Origin of the sequence: Variovorax brevis, assembly GCF_030317105.1 — a bacterium.
Lineage (GTDB): Bacteria > Pseudomonadota > Gammaproteobacteria > Burkholderiales > Burkholderiaceae_C > Variovorax > Variovorax brevis.
The window spans coordinates 494,883-509,936 of record NZ_JASZYG010000002.1; the positions used below are offsets into that span (position 1 = coordinate 494,883).

At 65.7% G+C, this 15,054-nt stretch carries 13 protein-coding genes; 5 read left to right on the forward strand and 8 right to left on the reverse strand.

All coding sequences use genetic code 11. The annotated features are described in order from the left end of the window. Nucleotides 1-34 precede the first annotated feature (34 nt). Nucleotides 35-1,417, forward strand: a complete 1,383-nt coding sequence (locus QTI66_RS06980) for a phosphomannomutase/phosphoglucomutase (RefSeq protein WP_286558432.1) — start codon at nucleotides 35-37, stop codon at nucleotides 1,415-1,417. Nucleotides 1,418-1,422: 5 nt separating this feature from the next. Further along, a complete protein-coding gene (locus QTI66_RS06985; RefSeq protein WP_286558433.1) occupies nucleotides 1,423-2,742 on the forward strand; it encodes a 3-deoxy-D-manno-octulosonic acid transferase in 1,320 nt (439 codons plus the stop codon). Between the two features lie 6 nt (nucleotides 2,743-2,748). On the opposite strand, the gene QTI66_RS06990 is transcribed toward QTI66_RS06985, so the two are convergent. The 8 genes from QTI66_RS06990 to QTI66_RS07025 all read right to left on the reverse strand — a co-directional run bounded on the left by QTI66_RS06990 (nucleotide 2,749) and on the right by QTI66_RS07025 (nucleotide 12,771). After that, complete coding sequence (locus QTI66_RS06990) at nucleotides 2,749-3,042, reverse strand: Dabb family protein (protein ID WP_286558435.1); 294 nt, start codon at nucleotides 3,040-3,042, stop codon at nucleotides 2,749-2,751. Nucleotides 3,043-3,095: 53 nt separating this feature from the next. After that, nucleotides 3,096-5,009, reverse strand: a complete 1,914-nt coding sequence (locus tag QTI66_RS06995) for a YhgE/Pip domain-containing protein (RefSeq protein ID WP_286558436.1) — start codon at nucleotides 5,007-5,009, stop codon at nucleotides 3,096-3,098. A gap of 141 nt (nucleotides 5,010-5,150) precedes the next feature. Beyond that, nucleotides 5,151-6,629 carry a TolC family outer membrane protein gene (locus tag QTI66_RS07000; RefSeq protein WP_286558438.1) on the reverse strand — a complete coding sequence of 493 codons (1,479 nt, stop codon included), beginning with the start codon at nucleotides 6,627-6,629 and terminating at the stop codon, nucleotides 5,151-5,153. A 26-nt stretch (nucleotides 6,630-6,655) separates the two neighbouring features. Then, on the reverse strand, nucleotides 6,656-6,994 hold the full coding sequence (locus QTI66_RS07005; protein ID WP_286558440.1) for a rhodanese-like domain-containing protein: 339 nt from the start codon (nucleotides 6,992-6,994) through the stop codon (nucleotides 6,656-6,658). Nucleotides 6,995-7,004: 10 nt separating this feature from the next. Further along, nucleotides 7,005-7,682 carry a protein-L-isoaspartate O-methyltransferase family protein gene (locus QTI66_RS07010; RefSeq protein ID WP_286558441.1) on the reverse strand — a complete coding sequence of 226 codons (678 nt, stop codon included), beginning with the start codon at nucleotides 7,680-7,682 and terminating at the stop codon, nucleotides 7,005-7,007. 25 nt (nucleotides 7,683-7,707) lie between these two features. Continuing rightward, nucleotides 7,708-10,905: an efflux RND transporter permease subunit gene (locus QTI66_RS07015; protein ID WP_286558443.1), complete on the reverse strand. Its 3,198-nt coding sequence runs from the start codon at nucleotides 10,903-10,905 to the stop codon at nucleotides 7,708-7,710. Between the two features lie 13 nt (nucleotides 10,906-10,918). Further along, on the reverse strand, nucleotides 10,919-12,100 hold the full coding sequence (locus QTI66_RS07020; RefSeq protein WP_286558444.1) for an efflux RND transporter periplasmic adaptor subunit: 1,182 nt from the start codon (nucleotides 12,098-12,100) through the stop codon (nucleotides 10,919-10,921). Further along, complete coding sequence (locus QTI66_RS07025) at nucleotides 12,097-12,771, reverse strand: TetR/AcrR family transcriptional regulator (RefSeq protein WP_286558445.1); 675 nt, start codon at nucleotides 12,769-12,771, stop codon at nucleotides 12,097-12,099. The genes QTI66_RS07020 and QTI66_RS07025 overlap by 4 nt, the downstream gene beginning before the upstream one ends. Before the next feature lie 78 nt (nucleotides 12,772-12,849). On the opposite strand from QTI66_RS07025, the gene QTI66_RS07030 reads away from it, so the two are divergent. The 3 genes from QTI66_RS07030 to QTI66_RS07040 all read left to right on the forward strand — a co-directional run bounded on the left by QTI66_RS07030 (nucleotide 12,850) and on the right by QTI66_RS07040 (nucleotide 15,033). Continuing rightward, complete coding sequence (locus tag QTI66_RS07030) at nucleotides 12,850-13,797, forward strand: AEC family transporter (RefSeq protein WP_286558446.1); 948 nt, start codon at nucleotides 12,850-12,852, stop codon at nucleotides 13,795-13,797. A 128-nt stretch (nucleotides 13,798-13,925) separates the two neighbouring features. Beyond that, on the forward strand, nucleotides 13,926-14,465 hold the full coding sequence (locus QTI66_RS07035) for a hypothetical protein (protein ID WP_286558447.1): 540 nt from the start codon (nucleotides 13,926-13,928) through the stop codon (nucleotides 14,463-14,465). Between the two features lie 52 nt (nucleotides 14,466-14,517). Continuing rightward, entirely contained in the window at nucleotides 14,518-15,033 is a 516-nt protein-coding gene (locus tag QTI66_RS07040; RefSeq protein WP_286558448.1) for a poly granule associated family protein, read from the forward strand. The last annotated feature ends 21 nt before the right edge of the window (nucleotides 15,034-15,054 follow it).

Consider the following 15,054-nt stretch of genomic DNA (forward strand, 5'->3'; position numbering starts at 1 on the left):
ACTTTCCTTTCTCGACTTGGAAACAAAGGCATCCATGCAGTTCAGCGCTTCCATCTTCAAGGCCTACGACATTCGTGGCGTGGTGCCGAGCACACTCGACACAACGGTGGCCGAAGCGCTCGGCAAGGCATTCGGAAGTGCAGCACGCGCGGCCGGCGAAAAGAGCGTGGCCGTGGGCCGCGACGGGCGCCTCTCGGGCCCCGCGATCAGCGAAGCACTCATCCGCGGACTGGTGGCCACCGGTGTCGAGGTCATTGACATCGGTGCCGCGACGACGCCGATGCTGTACTTCGCGGCCAATACCTTGTGCACGAGCGGCATCCAGGTCACTGGCAGCCACAATCCCAAGGACTACAACGGCTTCAAGATGGTGCTGGGCGGCCGCGCCATTTATGGCGACGAGATCCAGGGCCTGCGCCGCGTGATGGAAGCCGACAGCGCGACCATTGCGCCCGGCGGCAGCGTGCGCAAGGTCGACGTGCTGCCCGAGTACATCCAGCGTATCGTGGGCGACATCAAGCTCGCGCGCCCGATGAAGATCGTGGTCGATTCGGGCAACGGCATTGCGGGTGCGTCGGCGCCTGCCATCTTCCGCGCGCTCGGTTGCGAAGTCACCGAATTGTTCAGCGAAGTCGATGGCGAGTTTCCCAACCACCATCCGGACCCCAGCAAGCCCGAGAACCTCAAGGACCTCATTGCCGCGCTGCAAAGCGGCGATGCTGAACTGGGCCTGGCCTTCGACGGCGACGGCGACCGGCTGGGCATCGTGACCAAGGACGGTCAGAACATCTACCCCGATCGCCAGATGCAGTTGTTCGCGCAGGACGTGCTCTCGCGCGTGCCGGGCGGCAGCATCATCTACGACGTGAAGTGCTCGCAGCGCCTGGCGCCCGCCATCGAAGCGGCAGGCGGCGTCCCCGTGATCTACAAGACGGGCCATTCGCTCATCAAGGCAAAGATGAAGGAAATCTCCTCGCCTCTGGGCGGCGAGATGAGCGGCCACATCTTTTTCAAGGAGCGCTGGTACGGTTTTGACGACGGCACCTACGCGGGGTGCCGTCTGCTCGAGATCCTGAGCAAGAGCCCCAACGCGAGCGCCGTGCTCAACGCCTTGCCCACCAGCTTCTCCACGCCCGAACTGAACGTTGCGTGCGCCGAAGGCGAGCCGCATGCCGTCGTCGAGAAGCTCATGAAGGCGGCCAACTTCGCTGCGCCCGCCAAGGTGTTGTCCATCGACGGCCTGCGCGTCGATTGGCCCGACGGTTTCGGTCTCATCCGCGCGTCGAACACCACGCCGGTGCTGGTGCTGCGCTTCGAAGGGCAATCGCCGTCCGCGCTCGAGCGCATCCAGCACGACATGCTGGCGCTGCTCAAATCGGTCAAACCCGACGCGACGCTCGCGGAAGCTGCGCACTGAATTCCGTGCGCGCCGTGTTGATGCGCCTGTATGGCGCGGCCACCTGGATGCTCCAGCCCCTGCTGCGACGCAAGCTGCGCCGCCGCGCGGTCGCCGAACCCGGCTATGCCGTGGCCGTCGAGGAGCGCTTTGGCCATTACGAAGAATCCAAGGCCGGGCACGGCTGGGTGTGGATCCACGCCGTCTCGCTCGGCGAGGCGCGCGCGGCGGCCATCCTCATCGAAGTGCTGCGGCGCCAGCAACCCGGCATTCGACTGCTGCTCACCAATGGCACGGCCACAGGCCGCGAGGAGGGCGCCAAGCTGCTGGGTCCGAACGACCTGCAGGTGTGGCAGCCTTGGGACACACCCGCCGCCGTGGAGCGCTTTCTCGACCGCTTCAGGCCGCGTGTCGGCGTGCTGATGGAAACGGAGATCTGGCCCGTGCTCACCGCCGCCTGCGCCGAGCGCGGCATCCCGCTGGCGCTGGCCAATGCGCGGCTGAACGAGAAGTCCCTGGCATCCGCCAAACGGCTGGCGTGGATTGCGCGGCCGACCTATGCATCGCTCGCGGCCGTATGGGCGCAGACCGAGGCGGACGCGCATCGTTTGGTGTCAGCCGGCGCCAAGGTCGATGGCGTGTTCGGCAATCTCAAGTTCGACGCCACGCCCGATTCGCTGCAACTCGCACGCGCCGCCACCTTCCGCGAGAAGCTGCCCAAGCCGGTGATCGTGTTTGCCAGCTCGCGCGATGGCGAGGAGCAAATGTTTCTCGACGTGCTCAAGCGCTTTCGCAATGCGCCGCCGGTCGGCTATTCGCCCACGGCCGGCAAGAAGGTGCGCATGCCGGTGCAGGACGTGCAGTGGATGATCGTGCCGCGTCATCCGCAGCGTTTCGACGAAGTCGCCGCGCTGGTCGAAGCCAGCGGATTCATCGTGGCACGCCGCAGCGCCGCCGCCGCCGCCACCGATGACGCTGAAATCTGGCTCGGCGATTCGCTGGGCGAGATGGCGCTGTACTACGGGCTGGCCGATGCAGCCCTGCTCGGTGGCAGCTTCGAGGCGCTGGGCGGGCAAAACCTCATCGAGGCGGCTGCGTGCGGATGCCCGGTGATCATGGGGCCCTCGACCTTCAACTTTGCAGAGGCAGCAGAGCTCTCGGTGGCCGCGGGCGCGGCGCTGCGCACCGAGGACATGGAGCAGGCCGTTGTCGCGGCGCTGTCACTGGCGGCCGACCCGGTGCGCCATGAAGGCATGGTGCAGGCGGCGTTGGCATTCTCGTCGTCGAATCGGGGCGCCGCGGCGCGCACGGCGGCGGCGGTGCTGGCCTTGCTTGCGCGTCGATAGCCGACGCTATCGATACGGCACGTAGTCGATCTCCAGGAATTCCTCGACTTCCGACATCCAGTGTTCGGCCACGAAGGCCTGATGGTCCGGATGGCTGTTGTAAGCGTCGTAGGCGCCCTGGTCGTCGAAGGCCATCAGCAGGCCCCAATCGAACTCGCACTTCTTGCCGACCTGCCGAACGCATTCGAAGTCGTTCACGCCGGGAATGCGCGTGAGCGTGTGCGCCAGCTCGATGAATCTCGCTTCCGCATCGGAGCCGTGCGGATGCTTGAGCCTGAAAAAGACGGTGTGCTTGATCATGGCGCGAAGCTAACGCAATCGCCTGGCGTCCACAAGAGCGCGCGGTGGGCGTATCAAACGTTGAGCGTCGGGCGGTAGGCCTCGTGCGTGACCTTTTCCCAGCGCCCGAATATCGCCATCAAGGCGATGGCGATCGCGCCGGACAGCATCACGATCAGGCAGGCATGGGCCCAGCCATCGTCGAACGCACCGAAGAGCACCGCACGGAAGGCCTGCACGACCCAGCTGAAGGGCAGCCATGCGTGCACCGCACGGAAGAAGCCCGCGGACAGTTCCACCGGCAGCACGCCACCGCCCGCGGACAACTGCAGCGTGAGCAGCAGCACCGTCAGGATGCGGCCGAAATCACCGAACACGTGCAGCATCGCCGCGAGCATCGCCAGGAACACGATCGACGCCAGCGCCATGGTGACGCCGAGCTCCAGGACGTTGGGCGTTCGCACGTGCAGCACGCCCAGCAGCGTCGCGAGCACCAGCGAGACCTGCAGCAGCACCACGATCACCGGCACGGCCATCTTGCCGAGCGTTTTGGACAGGCGCGGAAAGTCACCATGCACGTGCAGCACGATCCGTTGGTTGAACAGGAAGCCGGCCATCACCGCGCCGATCCAGAGCGCCACCGACACCATGTTGGGAATGAAGGCCTCGCCGTTGTTCATCACGGGCGCGACGACCTCGACGTGGGGTTCGACCGAGCCGGCGAGCCCCGACGCGCTGCCTTCCACGCGGGTGATCGACGCGGGCAGGGCGGCTTCGATGACTTGCAGCCCGGACACCAGTTTTTGCGCGCCCTGTGCGAGTTGATCGCCGCCACGCGCGAACTCGTCCAGTTGCCTGTCTTCGGGCAGCCGGGACGCCATCGTGCGGATGCCTTCGCCAAGCGCCGACATGCCATCGGTCAACTTGCCCACGCCTTCGTCGAGCGCCTGCGAGCCGCTGGTCAGTTGCTGGTTGCCGGCGCGAGCCTGCGTGAGGCCGGTGCGTGCCTGTCCGATGCCCGTGCGAAGCCGGTCCGCGCCGGTGGCCAGCTCACCCGCCCCGCTGGCGATGCGCTCGCCCACGATGAGGATGCCGGCCGTTTCCTTCTGCATGCGCCGAGCACCATCGGCGAGCTGCACGGCACCGCCATCGAGCTGTTCGAGTCCCGCGTCCAGTTGCGCCAGGCCGCTGCCGAGCGCTTGCTGGCCCGATACCAGTTGCTGCGATCCGGCACGCAGCGCACGCAGGTCGGCCTCAGCCGGCAAGCGTGCGTGCATGGTACGAATGCCCGCGTCCACCTGCTTGAAGCCGCCCGCCAGCTTTTGTGCCGCATTGCGGTACTGCGCCGTGCCGGTCGCCAGCGCCTCGCTGCCATCGCGCAATTGCGCCAGGCCCTGCTTGAGCCGCGTGAGCTTTTCCTGCGAGCCGGCCGCGATGTCGAGCACGAGCGCCCAGCGCTGTTCGTTGAGCATTTCGTTGACCTGGTGCCCGAGTTCGCCGGCGAAGCGGCGCGCGAAGCCGGCCGAGCTGTAGTTGTTGCCCTCCGACGTGTAGACCACGAGCTGCCCGGCGCCACGCGTGGCGCCGGGCAGGGCCTGTGCGCTGAAGTCTTTCGGAATGAGCAGCGCGAAAGCGAGCTGGCCCCGGCGCACCGCGGCGCGTGCGGCTTCCGTGTCGGGCATCTTGCGAAAACCGAAGGCCTGCTTTTCCAGGAGCGTGCGCGTCAGCTCGTTGCCGACGTTGGCGCTGTGGCCCAGATAGGTCACGCCCTCGTCCTCATTCACGATGGCCGCCGGCAGATCGCCCGTGTGGCCCGCAGGATCCCAGACGCTGGTCAGATAGATCAGCGCATAGATGGCAGGCACCACGCCCACGGCAAGCATGGCCAGCACGATCCGCGGAAATCGCCGCAACAGCGAGAGCTCGGCGCGGCCGATGGCGACGGTGCCGCGCAGGAGCCGGTGGAGGTAGTTCAGCACGTGGCGCATAGGCTGTTCCTTTGATGCCAGGCCCCGGATGAGCGGGGCGCCCTGCATTGTGGCGCTGGTGTAATGACACCCACCCCAGACAAATCAGCCCCATCGGTCCGGCGCGCAAACGGACATGCCGCCGGCGCCGATACGTTTCGCTTACCGCGTTGGCGGGCGTACCGGCGGCGTCGTCGTGGTGCCGGGCCGCGTGACCTGCGCCGGTGGCGGCGCAATCGGGCTCACCGTCGCGGCCGACGGCTGGTCGGGCGACGCATTGGCGCCGCTGCTGCCCGGAGGGGCCAGCGTTGCGTTGATGGGCTGCAGGTCGTTCGCGGTGAGCGAACCGTTGGCTTGGCGCAGCTTGAGGTTGCCCAACAGCACGTTGTAGCGCGCCTGCGAGAGATCGCGTCGGGTCTGGAAGAGCTGGCTCTGCGAATTCAGCACGTCGATGTTGATGCGCACGCCCACCTGGTAGCCCAACCGGTTGGCATCCAGTGCGCTCTGGCTCGAGGCTTCGGCCGCTTCCAGCGCCTTGACTTGGCTGCCACCGGCCACCACGCCGAGATAAGCGGCGCGGGTGGCTTGCGTGACACTGCGGCTGGTCGAGTCGAGCGTGGAGCGCGCCACGTCTTCCAGGGCCAGCGTTTCCTTGATGCGGTTCTCGACCGCGTAACCCGCGAACAGGGGCATGTTGAACACCACGCCGATCGTCGCCGCGTTGACGCGCACGCCCGCCAGCGAGGTGCTGGTGGAGGTGCCTTGCGGATTGTTCGTGACGTTGTAGCCAGCCTGCGCGTCGAGCGTTGGCTTGTGGCCTGCGCGGGCCTTGTCGACTTCAAGTTTTGCGACATCCAGCCCCAGGCGTGCTTGGGCAATGGCCGGATGCGTGTCCTCGGCCTGCTTGACCCACTGGTTGACGTCGGCGGGCACCAGTGGTGGCAGCGTTACCGGCGCGGCCAGCGGCGTGGGATTGGCGTTGACCCGACCCACCAATTGGTCGAGCGCGATCTTCTTGACCTGCAGGTCGTTTTCCGCCGCGATTTCCTGCGCCACGACGAGGTCGTAGCGCGCCTGTGCTTCGCGCGTGTCGGTGATGGTCGTGGTGCCGACTTCGAAGTTGCGCTTGGCGGCGGCCAGCTGCTCGGCCGTCGCGGCCTTTTGTGCACGCACCAGCGCCAGCGAATCCTGGCTGGCGAGCACGTCGAAAAACGCCTGGCTCACGCGCACCACGAGGTCTTGCTCCGCGATGCTCAGTTGCGCCTGCGCAATGTCGACCTGTCGCTTGCTTTGCTCATACGTCGCCCAGTTGGCCGGGCGGTACAAGGGCTGCGTGGCGTTGATGCCGGCACTTTCCTGCGGAATGTTGCGGCTGCCTGACCCGAAATCCGTGCGGACTTCCTGGTTCGTGTAGTTGGCATTGCCCGACAGGCCCACCGAAGGCAGCAGCCCGGCCTTGGCCTGCGCGGCGCGGGCGAGGCTGGCGTCGTACTGCGAGCGCGCCCCCTGGTAGGTCGCGTCGAAGGCTCTTGCAGCGTCGTAAAGTTCTATGAGGCTCTGGCCGTGTGCCGGCAGGGCGATGGCTGCGAGGGTTGCGGTCAACGCGCTGGTGAGGGTGGCTAGCCGGGGCCTGAGCAACATATGTGAGCTTTTCCTGAGTGAAGAAATCAGTAGCGCGGAACCGCGGGGTCGTGTTGGCGCGCCCATCCGTCGATGCCGCCCGCCACGTTCGCCAAACTGCTGAAGCCGCGCTGGCCCAGGAAGTTGGCGACATGCTGGCTGCGCGCACCGTGATGGCACAGGCACGCGATGCGGCTGGCGGTGTCCAGTTCGGCAATGCGCGATGGAATCTCGTTCATGGGAATGGCCAGCAGCGTGAAGCCGCGCGGCGTCACGCTGGCGGCCTGCACCTCCCAGGGCTCGCGCACGTCCAGCAAGACGGCTGTGGCCGTTGCGTCGCGCCCGAACCATGCGGCGAGATCGGCAGGAAGAATTTGCTCGATCATGAATGGCCGCTCAGAAGTTGAAACGCGAGGGTTCGGGGAAATTCAGCAGGCGCGGTGCCACGGTGTCCCAGGGCTGGACCGTCGACCACTGGCCTTCGCTGGTGCGCGTGATGAAGTGGGCGCGCATCATGGGTTCGTCGCCCACGATGGCTGCAAGACGGCCGCCGATCTTGAGCGAGCCGAGCAGGCCCTGCGGCACCTTGGCCACGGAGCCGCTGAGCACGATCACGTCGAAGCTCGGGCCGCTGGGCAGCGGCTTGGCGCCATCTGCCACGCGCACTTCCACATTCGAGACGCCGTTGCGGCGCAGGCTGGCGGTCGCGGTGGCGGCCAGGGCCGGGTCGATTTCAAGGCTGAGCACCTGTGCGGCGCGATGGGCCAGGAGTGCGGCCATGAAGCCGGAGCCTGTCCCGATTTCCAGGACGTTTTCGTGCTTCTGGATCTTCAGGTCTTGCAGCATGCGTGCCTCGACCTTGGGCGAGAGCATGGTCTGGCCGGACACCGAGCCGTCGGTCAATGGGATTTCCATGTCGAAGAAGGCAAGCCCGCGGTGTGCCGGCGGCACGTAGTCCTCGCGGCGGATGGCGGCGAGCAGGTCGAGGATGTCGAAGTCGAGCACGTCCCAGGGACGGATTTGCTGCTCGATCATGTTGAAGCGCAGGCGCTCCAGGTCAGGGGTCGGGTTCATGATGTGGCTTCCTTACAGACGGGCCTCAAGGCAAACCTTCAATTTTATGCACCCCGACTGTTGCATTTGCTTTCTTTCTCGCAAATTGGTGTTTGAACCAGTGTGCGAGATCGTCCATGTAGCAATAGACGACCGGAACGACGACCAAAGTGAGCAGGGATGAGGTAATCACGCCGCCGATCACGGCTTGACCCATGGGCGCCCGCTGTTCCGCGCCTTCGCTCAGGGCAAAGGCCAGCGGCACCATGCCGAAAATCATGGCCAGCGTGGTCATCAGGATGGGGCGAAGACGCACGCGGGCCGCCATCAGCAGGGCTTGCTCGCGCGGAAGCGGGTCCTCGCCTTCACGGGCGCGAATGGCAAAGTCCACCAGCAGGATGGCGTTCTTGGTCACCAGGCCCATCAGCATCACGATGCCGATGATCGAGAACATCGACAGCGTCGAGCCAAAGCCCAGCAGCGCAAGCACCACGCCGATGAGCGTGAGCGGCAGGGCCGTCATGAGCGCCATCGGCTGCAGGAAGCTCTTGAACTGGCTCGCCAGGATCATGTAGATGAAGATGATCGCCAGCGCCAGCGCCGACACGGCATAGCCGAAGGACTCCTGCATGTTCTTGGTCGAGCCGCTGAACTGGTAGCCGTAGCCCGGCGGAAAGGCGATGCCGTCGAGCACCTTGCGGATGTCGCCCGACACCTCGCCGGCCGAGCGCCGGTCCACGTTGGCGTTGATGGCGACTTCACGCGCCAGCGAGCGGCGGTTGATCTGGTTCGGCCCGGTCGACTCGCGCACGTCGGCCACCTGTTGCAAGCGCACGATGCGGCTGCTGCCGTCGGCGTTGGCGCCCATCGCCGTGCTGATGAATGGCAGGCGCGCAAGGTCTGTGGGCGAGTTGCGCACTTCGGGCGCGAGGCGCACGTTGACGTCGTAGGTCTGGTCGTCCGGCGCGCGCCAGTTACCCACGGTGGTGCCTGCCACCAGCGTGCGCAGGGCATTCGCGACCGGCGCCACGCTCAGGCCGAGGTCGGAGGCCGCATCGCGGCGCATCACGACGCTCACCGTCGGCTTGTCGGGCTTGAGGCTGGAATCGAGGTCCACCAGCCCGGGAATCGCCTGGATCTTGTCCTTGACCAGCACCGTGAGCCGTTCCAGCTCCTTCAGGTCCGGGCCCTGCAGCGAGAACTCGACCGGCTTGTTGCCGCCGACCGAGTCGCGCAGGCCGACGTGCGTCACCGTGATGCCGGGCACTGACTTCAGGCGCTCGCGCAGCACGGCCGACATCTGGTCCACGCTGCGGCTGCGGTCCTTGCGGTCGACCAGCCGCACGTACATGCTCGCGTAGATCTTGCCTTGCGCATCGCCACTGTTGATGGTGGTGAGCGTGTAGCGCACCTCCGGCATCTCGCGCAGCAACCCCTCGACCTGACGCGCCTTGGCTTCCGTCACTTCGAGCGACGAGCCGACCGGCGTGTAAAAGTTGAGCGCGGTTTCCGAATAGTCGGCCTTGGGCACGAACTCGGTGCCCAGCAGCGGCACCATGAAGATGCTGCCAATGAAGATGCCCAGCGCCGCCAGAAGGGTGAGCGCCTTGTGCGCCAGCGACCAGCGCAGGATCGCCTGGTAGCCATCGGCGAGCTTCCCGGTCGCATCGTCGAACCAGCCGGTGACGCGGCCGATCGTCCGGTCGTAGAAGGTCACGGGCGGGCCGCGCTTGCCGTGCTTGTCGATGGCCGGGTCATGCCAGATGCTGGAGAGCATCGGATCGAGCGTGAAGCTCACGAACATCGAGATCAGCACGGCCGCCACGATGGTGATGCCGAACTCGTGGAAGAACTTGCCGATGATCCCGCCCATGAAGCCGATGGGCAGGAACACCGCCACGATCGACAGCGTGGTGGCCAGCACCGCGAGCCCGATTTCCTGCGTGCCTTCCATCGCCGCCGCAAAGGGCGACTTGCCCATCTGCACGTGGCGCACGATGTTCTCGCGCACCACGATCGCGTCGTCGATGAGCAGGCCCACGCACAACGACAACGCCATCAGCGTGATCATGTTGATGGTGAAGCCGAACATCGCCATGAACCAGAAGGTGCCGATCAGCGCGATGGGCAGCGTCAGGCCGGTGATGACCGTCGAGCGCCAGGAGTTCAGGAACAGGAAGACGATGAGCACCGTCAGCAGCGCGCCTTCGAGCAGCGTGTGCCGCACGTTCTGCACGGCCACGCGAATGGCACGGGACGCATCGCCAATGGGTTCCAGCTTGACGCCCGGCGGCAGCTGCGCCTTGATGTCCTTCAGCGCGCCGACGAGTCCGTCGACGACCTGGATGGTGTTTTCGTCCTGCGCCTTCTGCACCGACAGCAGCAGGGTGCGCTGGCCGTTGTAGAGCGCGAGGCTGTCGATTTCCTGCGCGCCGTCGCTCACGCGGGCGATCTGGTCGACACGGATGGGCGCACCGGCCTTGCGTGCCACGATGATCTTGCCGAAGTCTTCGGGCCGCTCCATGCGCGCGTCGATCTGGACGACGCGCTCCTGTTCGAGCGAGCGCACCGAGCCCACGGGCAAGGCCTGATTCTCGTTGCGAACCGCCGTCACGACCTGGTCGGCGCTGATGCCGAAGGCCTCCATCGCCTGCGGGTTGAGGTAGATGTTGATCTCGCGCTTGGTGCCGCCCACCAGGGTGACGGAGCCCACGCCGCGCACGTTCTCCAGGCGCTTCTTGAACACCTGGTCGGCCCAGTTCGTCAGCTCCACCGCGTTGGGTGGGGTGACGCCTTTTTGCGTCGCATCGGGCAGGACGGCCACCGACCACACCGGCCGCGACGCCGGATCGAAGCGCAGCACGCGCGGGTCTTTCACCTCGTCGCGGAACAGCGGCCGCACCGCGGCGACCTTTTCGCGCACGTCGTCGGCCGCCTTGCGCCCGTCGACATACAGCTGGAATTCGATGATGACGACCGACTGGCCTTCATAGCTGCGCGACGTGAGCGCATTGATGCCGGCGATTGAGTTGACGCCTTCCTCGACCTTCTTGGTGACTTCGCTCTCGACGATCTCGGGCGACGCGCCGGGGTAATCGGTAATGACCACGACCACCGGAAAGTCGATGTTCGGAAACTGGTCGACCTGCAGTCGCTGGTACGAAAAGATGCCCAGCACCACCAGGGCGAGCATCACCATCGTGGCGAAGACAGGGTTCTTGAGGCTGACGCGGGTAAACCACATGGGGCGCGCCCGGTCAGGGGGTCGAACGCGTTGCGCTGGACGCAACAGCCGAAGCATTCGGTGCCGTCGCCAGCCGCACAGGCGTGCCTTCGCGCAACTGCCCGATGGTGCCCGCCACGACCATGGCGCCGTCGTCGATGCCCGTGACGCTCACGAAAGGTTGGCCATCGACCTTGCCGCGCTGGCCCGTTTGCACCGGACGATGAACGACGCGGCCTTCGACGATGACCTGCACATACGGCGCAGGCTTGTCGACACGCACGGCCGACAAGGGCAGGGCGATGGCCTTGGTGCGACCGATCTCGATCGAGCCTTGCGCAAACAGCCCCTGGCGTAAGCCTTCGTTGCGGTCCAGCCGCAAATAGACCAGCACGCTGCGGCTGCCGGCCTGCGCGCTCGGGTTCACGCGCACGACGGTGGCGCCCACCTGGCGTTGGCTCTTTTGCGGGTCCGCAGTGCCGCTGCCCTCGATTTCGAGCGAGGCACGCTGGCCCACCCGCACCGCGACCGAGTCGGCCGCGGACAAGGTCGCCTCGACCTCGACGTGGCTCAGGTCCACCACCTCGATCACCTTGCCGTCGATGGCCATGCGCTCGCCCGGCTGCGCAAGCCTCGCCGCCACCTGCCCGTCGATGGGGCTGCGCAGCACCGTGTCGTTCAACGCCTTGCGTGCCACTTCGACGCCGGCCAGCGCGGCGCGGTGCGTCGCGCGGGCGGAGTTGAGGTTCGACTGCGAGGTTTCCAGTGCCGTACGCGAGATGAAGCCCTGGTCCACCAGCGCCTTGTTGTTGTCGTAGTTGCGCTGGGCCACGTCGGCCTGCGCGCGGGCCGAGTCGGCCTGTTCCTGCGCCTGGCGAACGCGCGATTCGTATTCGGCGGAGTCGATGCGCGCGATGACCTGTCCCGCACGCACCGGGTCGCCTTCGCGCACCGTGAGGCCGCTCAACTCGCCCGCGACACGCGCCTTGACGACGGCCCAGTCCACGGCGCGCAGCGTGCCCGAGACCGGCAAGGTCTGCGCCATGTCGCGCGATTCAGCGCGGAGCACATCGGCCGGCAAGAGCGTGACCGGCATTTCAGCCGGCGCCGTTGCCACGACCTGTTGTGCCTTGCGCGCCTTGACTGCACGCAGCGCGCCGCCCGCGACGACGGCGACGGCCACCACGGCGACCGTCCATGGGATCCAGCGCTTCATGACTTGCCCCCGCGTGTTGCGCACAATCCGTTGAGCACCGTTTCGGCTTGCAGCGCGATGTACTTGTCAGGGTCGAGTTCGACGTCGTTGTCCACGCAGATGCGCGCTGAATGCTTCCACAGCATGAGAAAAATCATGGGGGCTATCACGGTATAGATGGCGTGGTCGATATCGACCGGCGCGAATTCGCCGCGGTCGATGCCGCGTTGCAGGATGCGTCGCAGAAGCGAATGGCCGGGGCGGACCACCTCCTGCTGGTAGAAAGCGGCCAGTTCGGGAAAGTTGCTGCCCTCGCTCATCATGAGCTTGGTGATGCCGGAAATTCGCGTCATGCCCACGCGCTCCCACCAGACGCGCATGCAGTAGCGCAGCATGTCTGGCGTGCTGCCCGTGAAGGATTCGAACTCCTCGTTCCACGCCCTGAAGTGACCCGAGAGGTTTTCGCGGATGACGGCCTTGAACAGTTCTTCCTTGCTGGGGAAGTACAGGAACAGCGTGCCCTTGGAGACGCCGGCGCGCGCGGCGACTTCCTCCGATTTGGTGGCGGCAAAGCCTTTTTCGACGAACAGGTCGAGCGCGGCTTCCAGCAGTTCGCCCGGGCGCGCTTCCTTTCGCCGCTCGCGCTTGGCGCGCACGGCACAGAGCTTGTCGCTGATGAATTGGGAAGGCATGGTATTTTTACTGACTGACTGGTTATTAATGTAGTGAGAGACGCCAAAAGCGTCAAGCCGCCACAATGATCGCCTCCTGTGAATGAATCCGTCGTTTCCTCGCTGCTCCCGGTGGTGGTGCTCATCGCGGCAGGCTTTCTTGCAGGCAAACGGGGATGGATCAAGCCCGGCTCGGTCAAGGATCTTTCGAACCTGATCTTCCTGCTGCTGGCGCCGGCGCTGCTGTTTCGCGCCATGAGCACCGTGGATGTGTCGCAGCTTCGCTTCAGGCCGGTGGCGGCGTATTTCATCGCTTCGTGGCTGCTCTTTGGCTTGACCATGGCGGTTCGGGGCTTCAACCGCAACGCGGCCGTGCTGGGACTGGCCAACACCTACAGCAACACCGTGATGATCGGCATTCCGCTGATCGGACTGGCCTACGGCGGCGAAGGCATGGTGGTGCTGCTCACGCTCATCTCGCTGCATTCGCTGGTGCTCTTGACCAGTGCCACCGTGGTGCTGGAGTTGGCGGTGGCGCATGAGCACGCCGCCATTGCCGGCGAGGAGCGGCCACCCATGTTCAAGACGGTGCTCGGGGCGCTGCGCAACGCGATCATTCATCCGGTGCCGCTGCCCATCATCGCGGGCCTGCTGTTCGCGCAGACGGGCCTCACGATGCCCGAGTGGATCGACAAGCCGATCGCCTTCCTGGGCAACGCATTCGGCCCGATTGCGCTGGTCATGGTCGGCATCACGCTGGCTTTCACGCCCATCGGCGATCACTGGCGCGCCGCGCTCACTCAGGCCTTGCTCAAGAACCTGTTGCACCCGGTGCTGGTCGCGGCCATCGGCTGGGCGCTGGGGGTACACGGCTTGCCGCTCACCATCATGGTGGTGGCGGCGTCCTTGCCCATCGGGGCCAATGTCTTCCTGTTTTCCCAACGCTATCGCACCGCGGAAGAAGCGGTCACGGCGAGCGTGGCGGTGTCGACGGTGCTGGCGCTCGTGACGGTCACGGTGGCGATGGCTCTCGCAGGCCATCTTTGAGGGCTGCGGATTTAGGGGAAGCTCCCGAATTGGAGCATCTGCCCTAATTTTCGAACGTATCTAGCTTTTTCTGCCTGGGGCCTGCGGGAGATGATTCACCCATCAACTCAACGCAAAGGAAAAAACAAATGACCACCCAAACGATCTCGACCGCCGCAGTCCACGTTGTCGGCCAGTACAACGACGCCGCCAAGACGCTCGTCAGCGCCTACCGCAGCGGCGTGCAACGCGTGCTGAGCACCGCGACGACGCGTTACAGCGCCTTCGTGACCGACGCCAAGCTGCCCCTGGTGAGCGAATCGATCAAGGCTCGCCTGATCGAAGCCGAACAAAAGGCCAACGGCTTCCTGGCCGGCCGCCTGGACATCGACACCGGCCGCGTCGTGCGCGCCATGGACCGCGTTGCCACGGCAGCCACCACCGGCATCGAAACCGTCGCCACCAAGGCAGCTGCCATCGAATCGGCTCGCGTCGCTTCGGTCATCAGCAAGTTCAACGAACTGAACATGCCCATCGCCAACATCTCGGTGAAGATCGCCGACAAGGTTGCCGCTGGTGCCAAGCAAATCGAAACGCGCCTGGCTGCCGCCACGGACGCTGCCGTCGAAGTCGCTGAAGAAGCCGCCAAGCCGGTTCGCCGCATCCGCGCTGCCAAGAAGTCGGCGTAATTCGCCGGGCGGGAAACCGCTATTCTTCGTTCACGGCAAATTGGAGCAATGCATGGCGACTCGTCGCAATGAAACCGACAACGTGAACAAGAAGAAGGCGGCTCCGGCCAAGAAGGCAGCGGCGCGCAAGGCGACGCTGCCGGCCCAGGGGCCTGCTGCCAAAAAGGCACAGGCGCCGCGCAAGGCCCCCGCGCCCGACGCCGTGCCCAGCGCACTGCCGGACGCGGTGCCCGACACCAAACCCGACACCAAACCCGCCAACAAGGGCCTGCTGCATGCAGGCCTGAAGGCGTTGGGCAGCGTGCGCGATGACGTCGTGCTGCGCCAGGGCAACGTGATCGAGAGCCTGCTCGGCATCACGCAGGGCAAAAAGGGTGAGCCGCCGCGCTTTCCGGGCCTGGAGCCTTTTGGAATCCGCAAGTTCGAGGACGTGTTCGACCAACGCGTGGCCAGCGCCCTGCAGCGCCTGGGCATGCCGGGCGCGAAGGAGTTCGAGGAGCTTCGCGAGCAGATGAAGCTTCTGCTCGAACTCCTGCAGCGTGACGAAGCGTCCCGCCGCAAGCGCTGAGGCCTCCACGGTTCGATTCCT

What these genes read in the sequence shown, in the direction of transcription:
- QTI66_RS07020 (WP_286558444.1), bottom strand. Translation starts at nt 12,100, where the DNA reads ATGAAGCGCTGGATCCCATGGACGGTCGCCGTGGTGGCCGTCGCCGTC.
- QTI66_RS07040 (WP_286558448.1), top strand. Translation starts at nt 14,518, where the DNA reads ATGGCGACTCGTCGCAATGAAACCGACAACGTGAACAAGAAGAAGGCG.
- QTI66_RS07025 (WP_286558445.1), bottom strand. Translation starts at nt 12,771, where the DNA reads ATGCCTTCCCAATTCATCAGCGACAAGCTCTGTGCCGTGCGCGCCAAG.
- QTI66_RS07010 (WP_286558441.1), bottom strand. Translation starts at nt 7,682, where the DNA reads ATGAACCCGACCCCTGACCTGGAGCGCCTGCGCTTCAACATGATCGAG.
- QTI66_RS06995 (WP_286558436.1), bottom strand. Translation starts at nt 5,009, where the DNA reads ATGCGCCACGTGCTGAACTACCTCCACCGGCTCCTGCGCGGCACCGTC.
- QTI66_RS06990 (WP_286558435.1), bottom strand. Translation starts at nt 3,042, where the DNA reads ATGATCAAGCACACCGTCTTTTTCAGGCTCAAGCATCCGCACGGCTCC.
- QTI66_RS07005 (WP_286558440.1), bottom strand. Translation starts at nt 6,994, where the DNA reads ATGATCGAGCAAATTCTTCCTGCCGATCTCGCCGCATGGTTCGGGCGC.
- QTI66_RS07015 (WP_286558443.1), bottom strand. Translation starts at nt 10,905, where the DNA reads ATGTGGTTTACCCGCGTCAGCCTCAAGAACCCTGTCTTCGCCACGATG.
- QTI66_RS06980 (WP_286558432.1), top strand. Translation starts at nt 35, where the DNA reads ATGCAGTTCAGCGCTTCCATCTTCAAGGCCTACGACATTCGTGGCGTG.
- QTI66_RS07035 (WP_286558447.1), top strand. Translation starts at nt 13,926, where the DNA reads ATGACCACCCAAACGATCTCGACCGCCGCAGTCCACGTTGTCGGCCAG.
- QTI66_RS07000 (WP_286558438.1), bottom strand. Translation starts at nt 6,629, where the DNA reads ATGTTGCTCAGGCCCCGGCTAGCCACCCTCACCAGCGCGTTGACCGCA.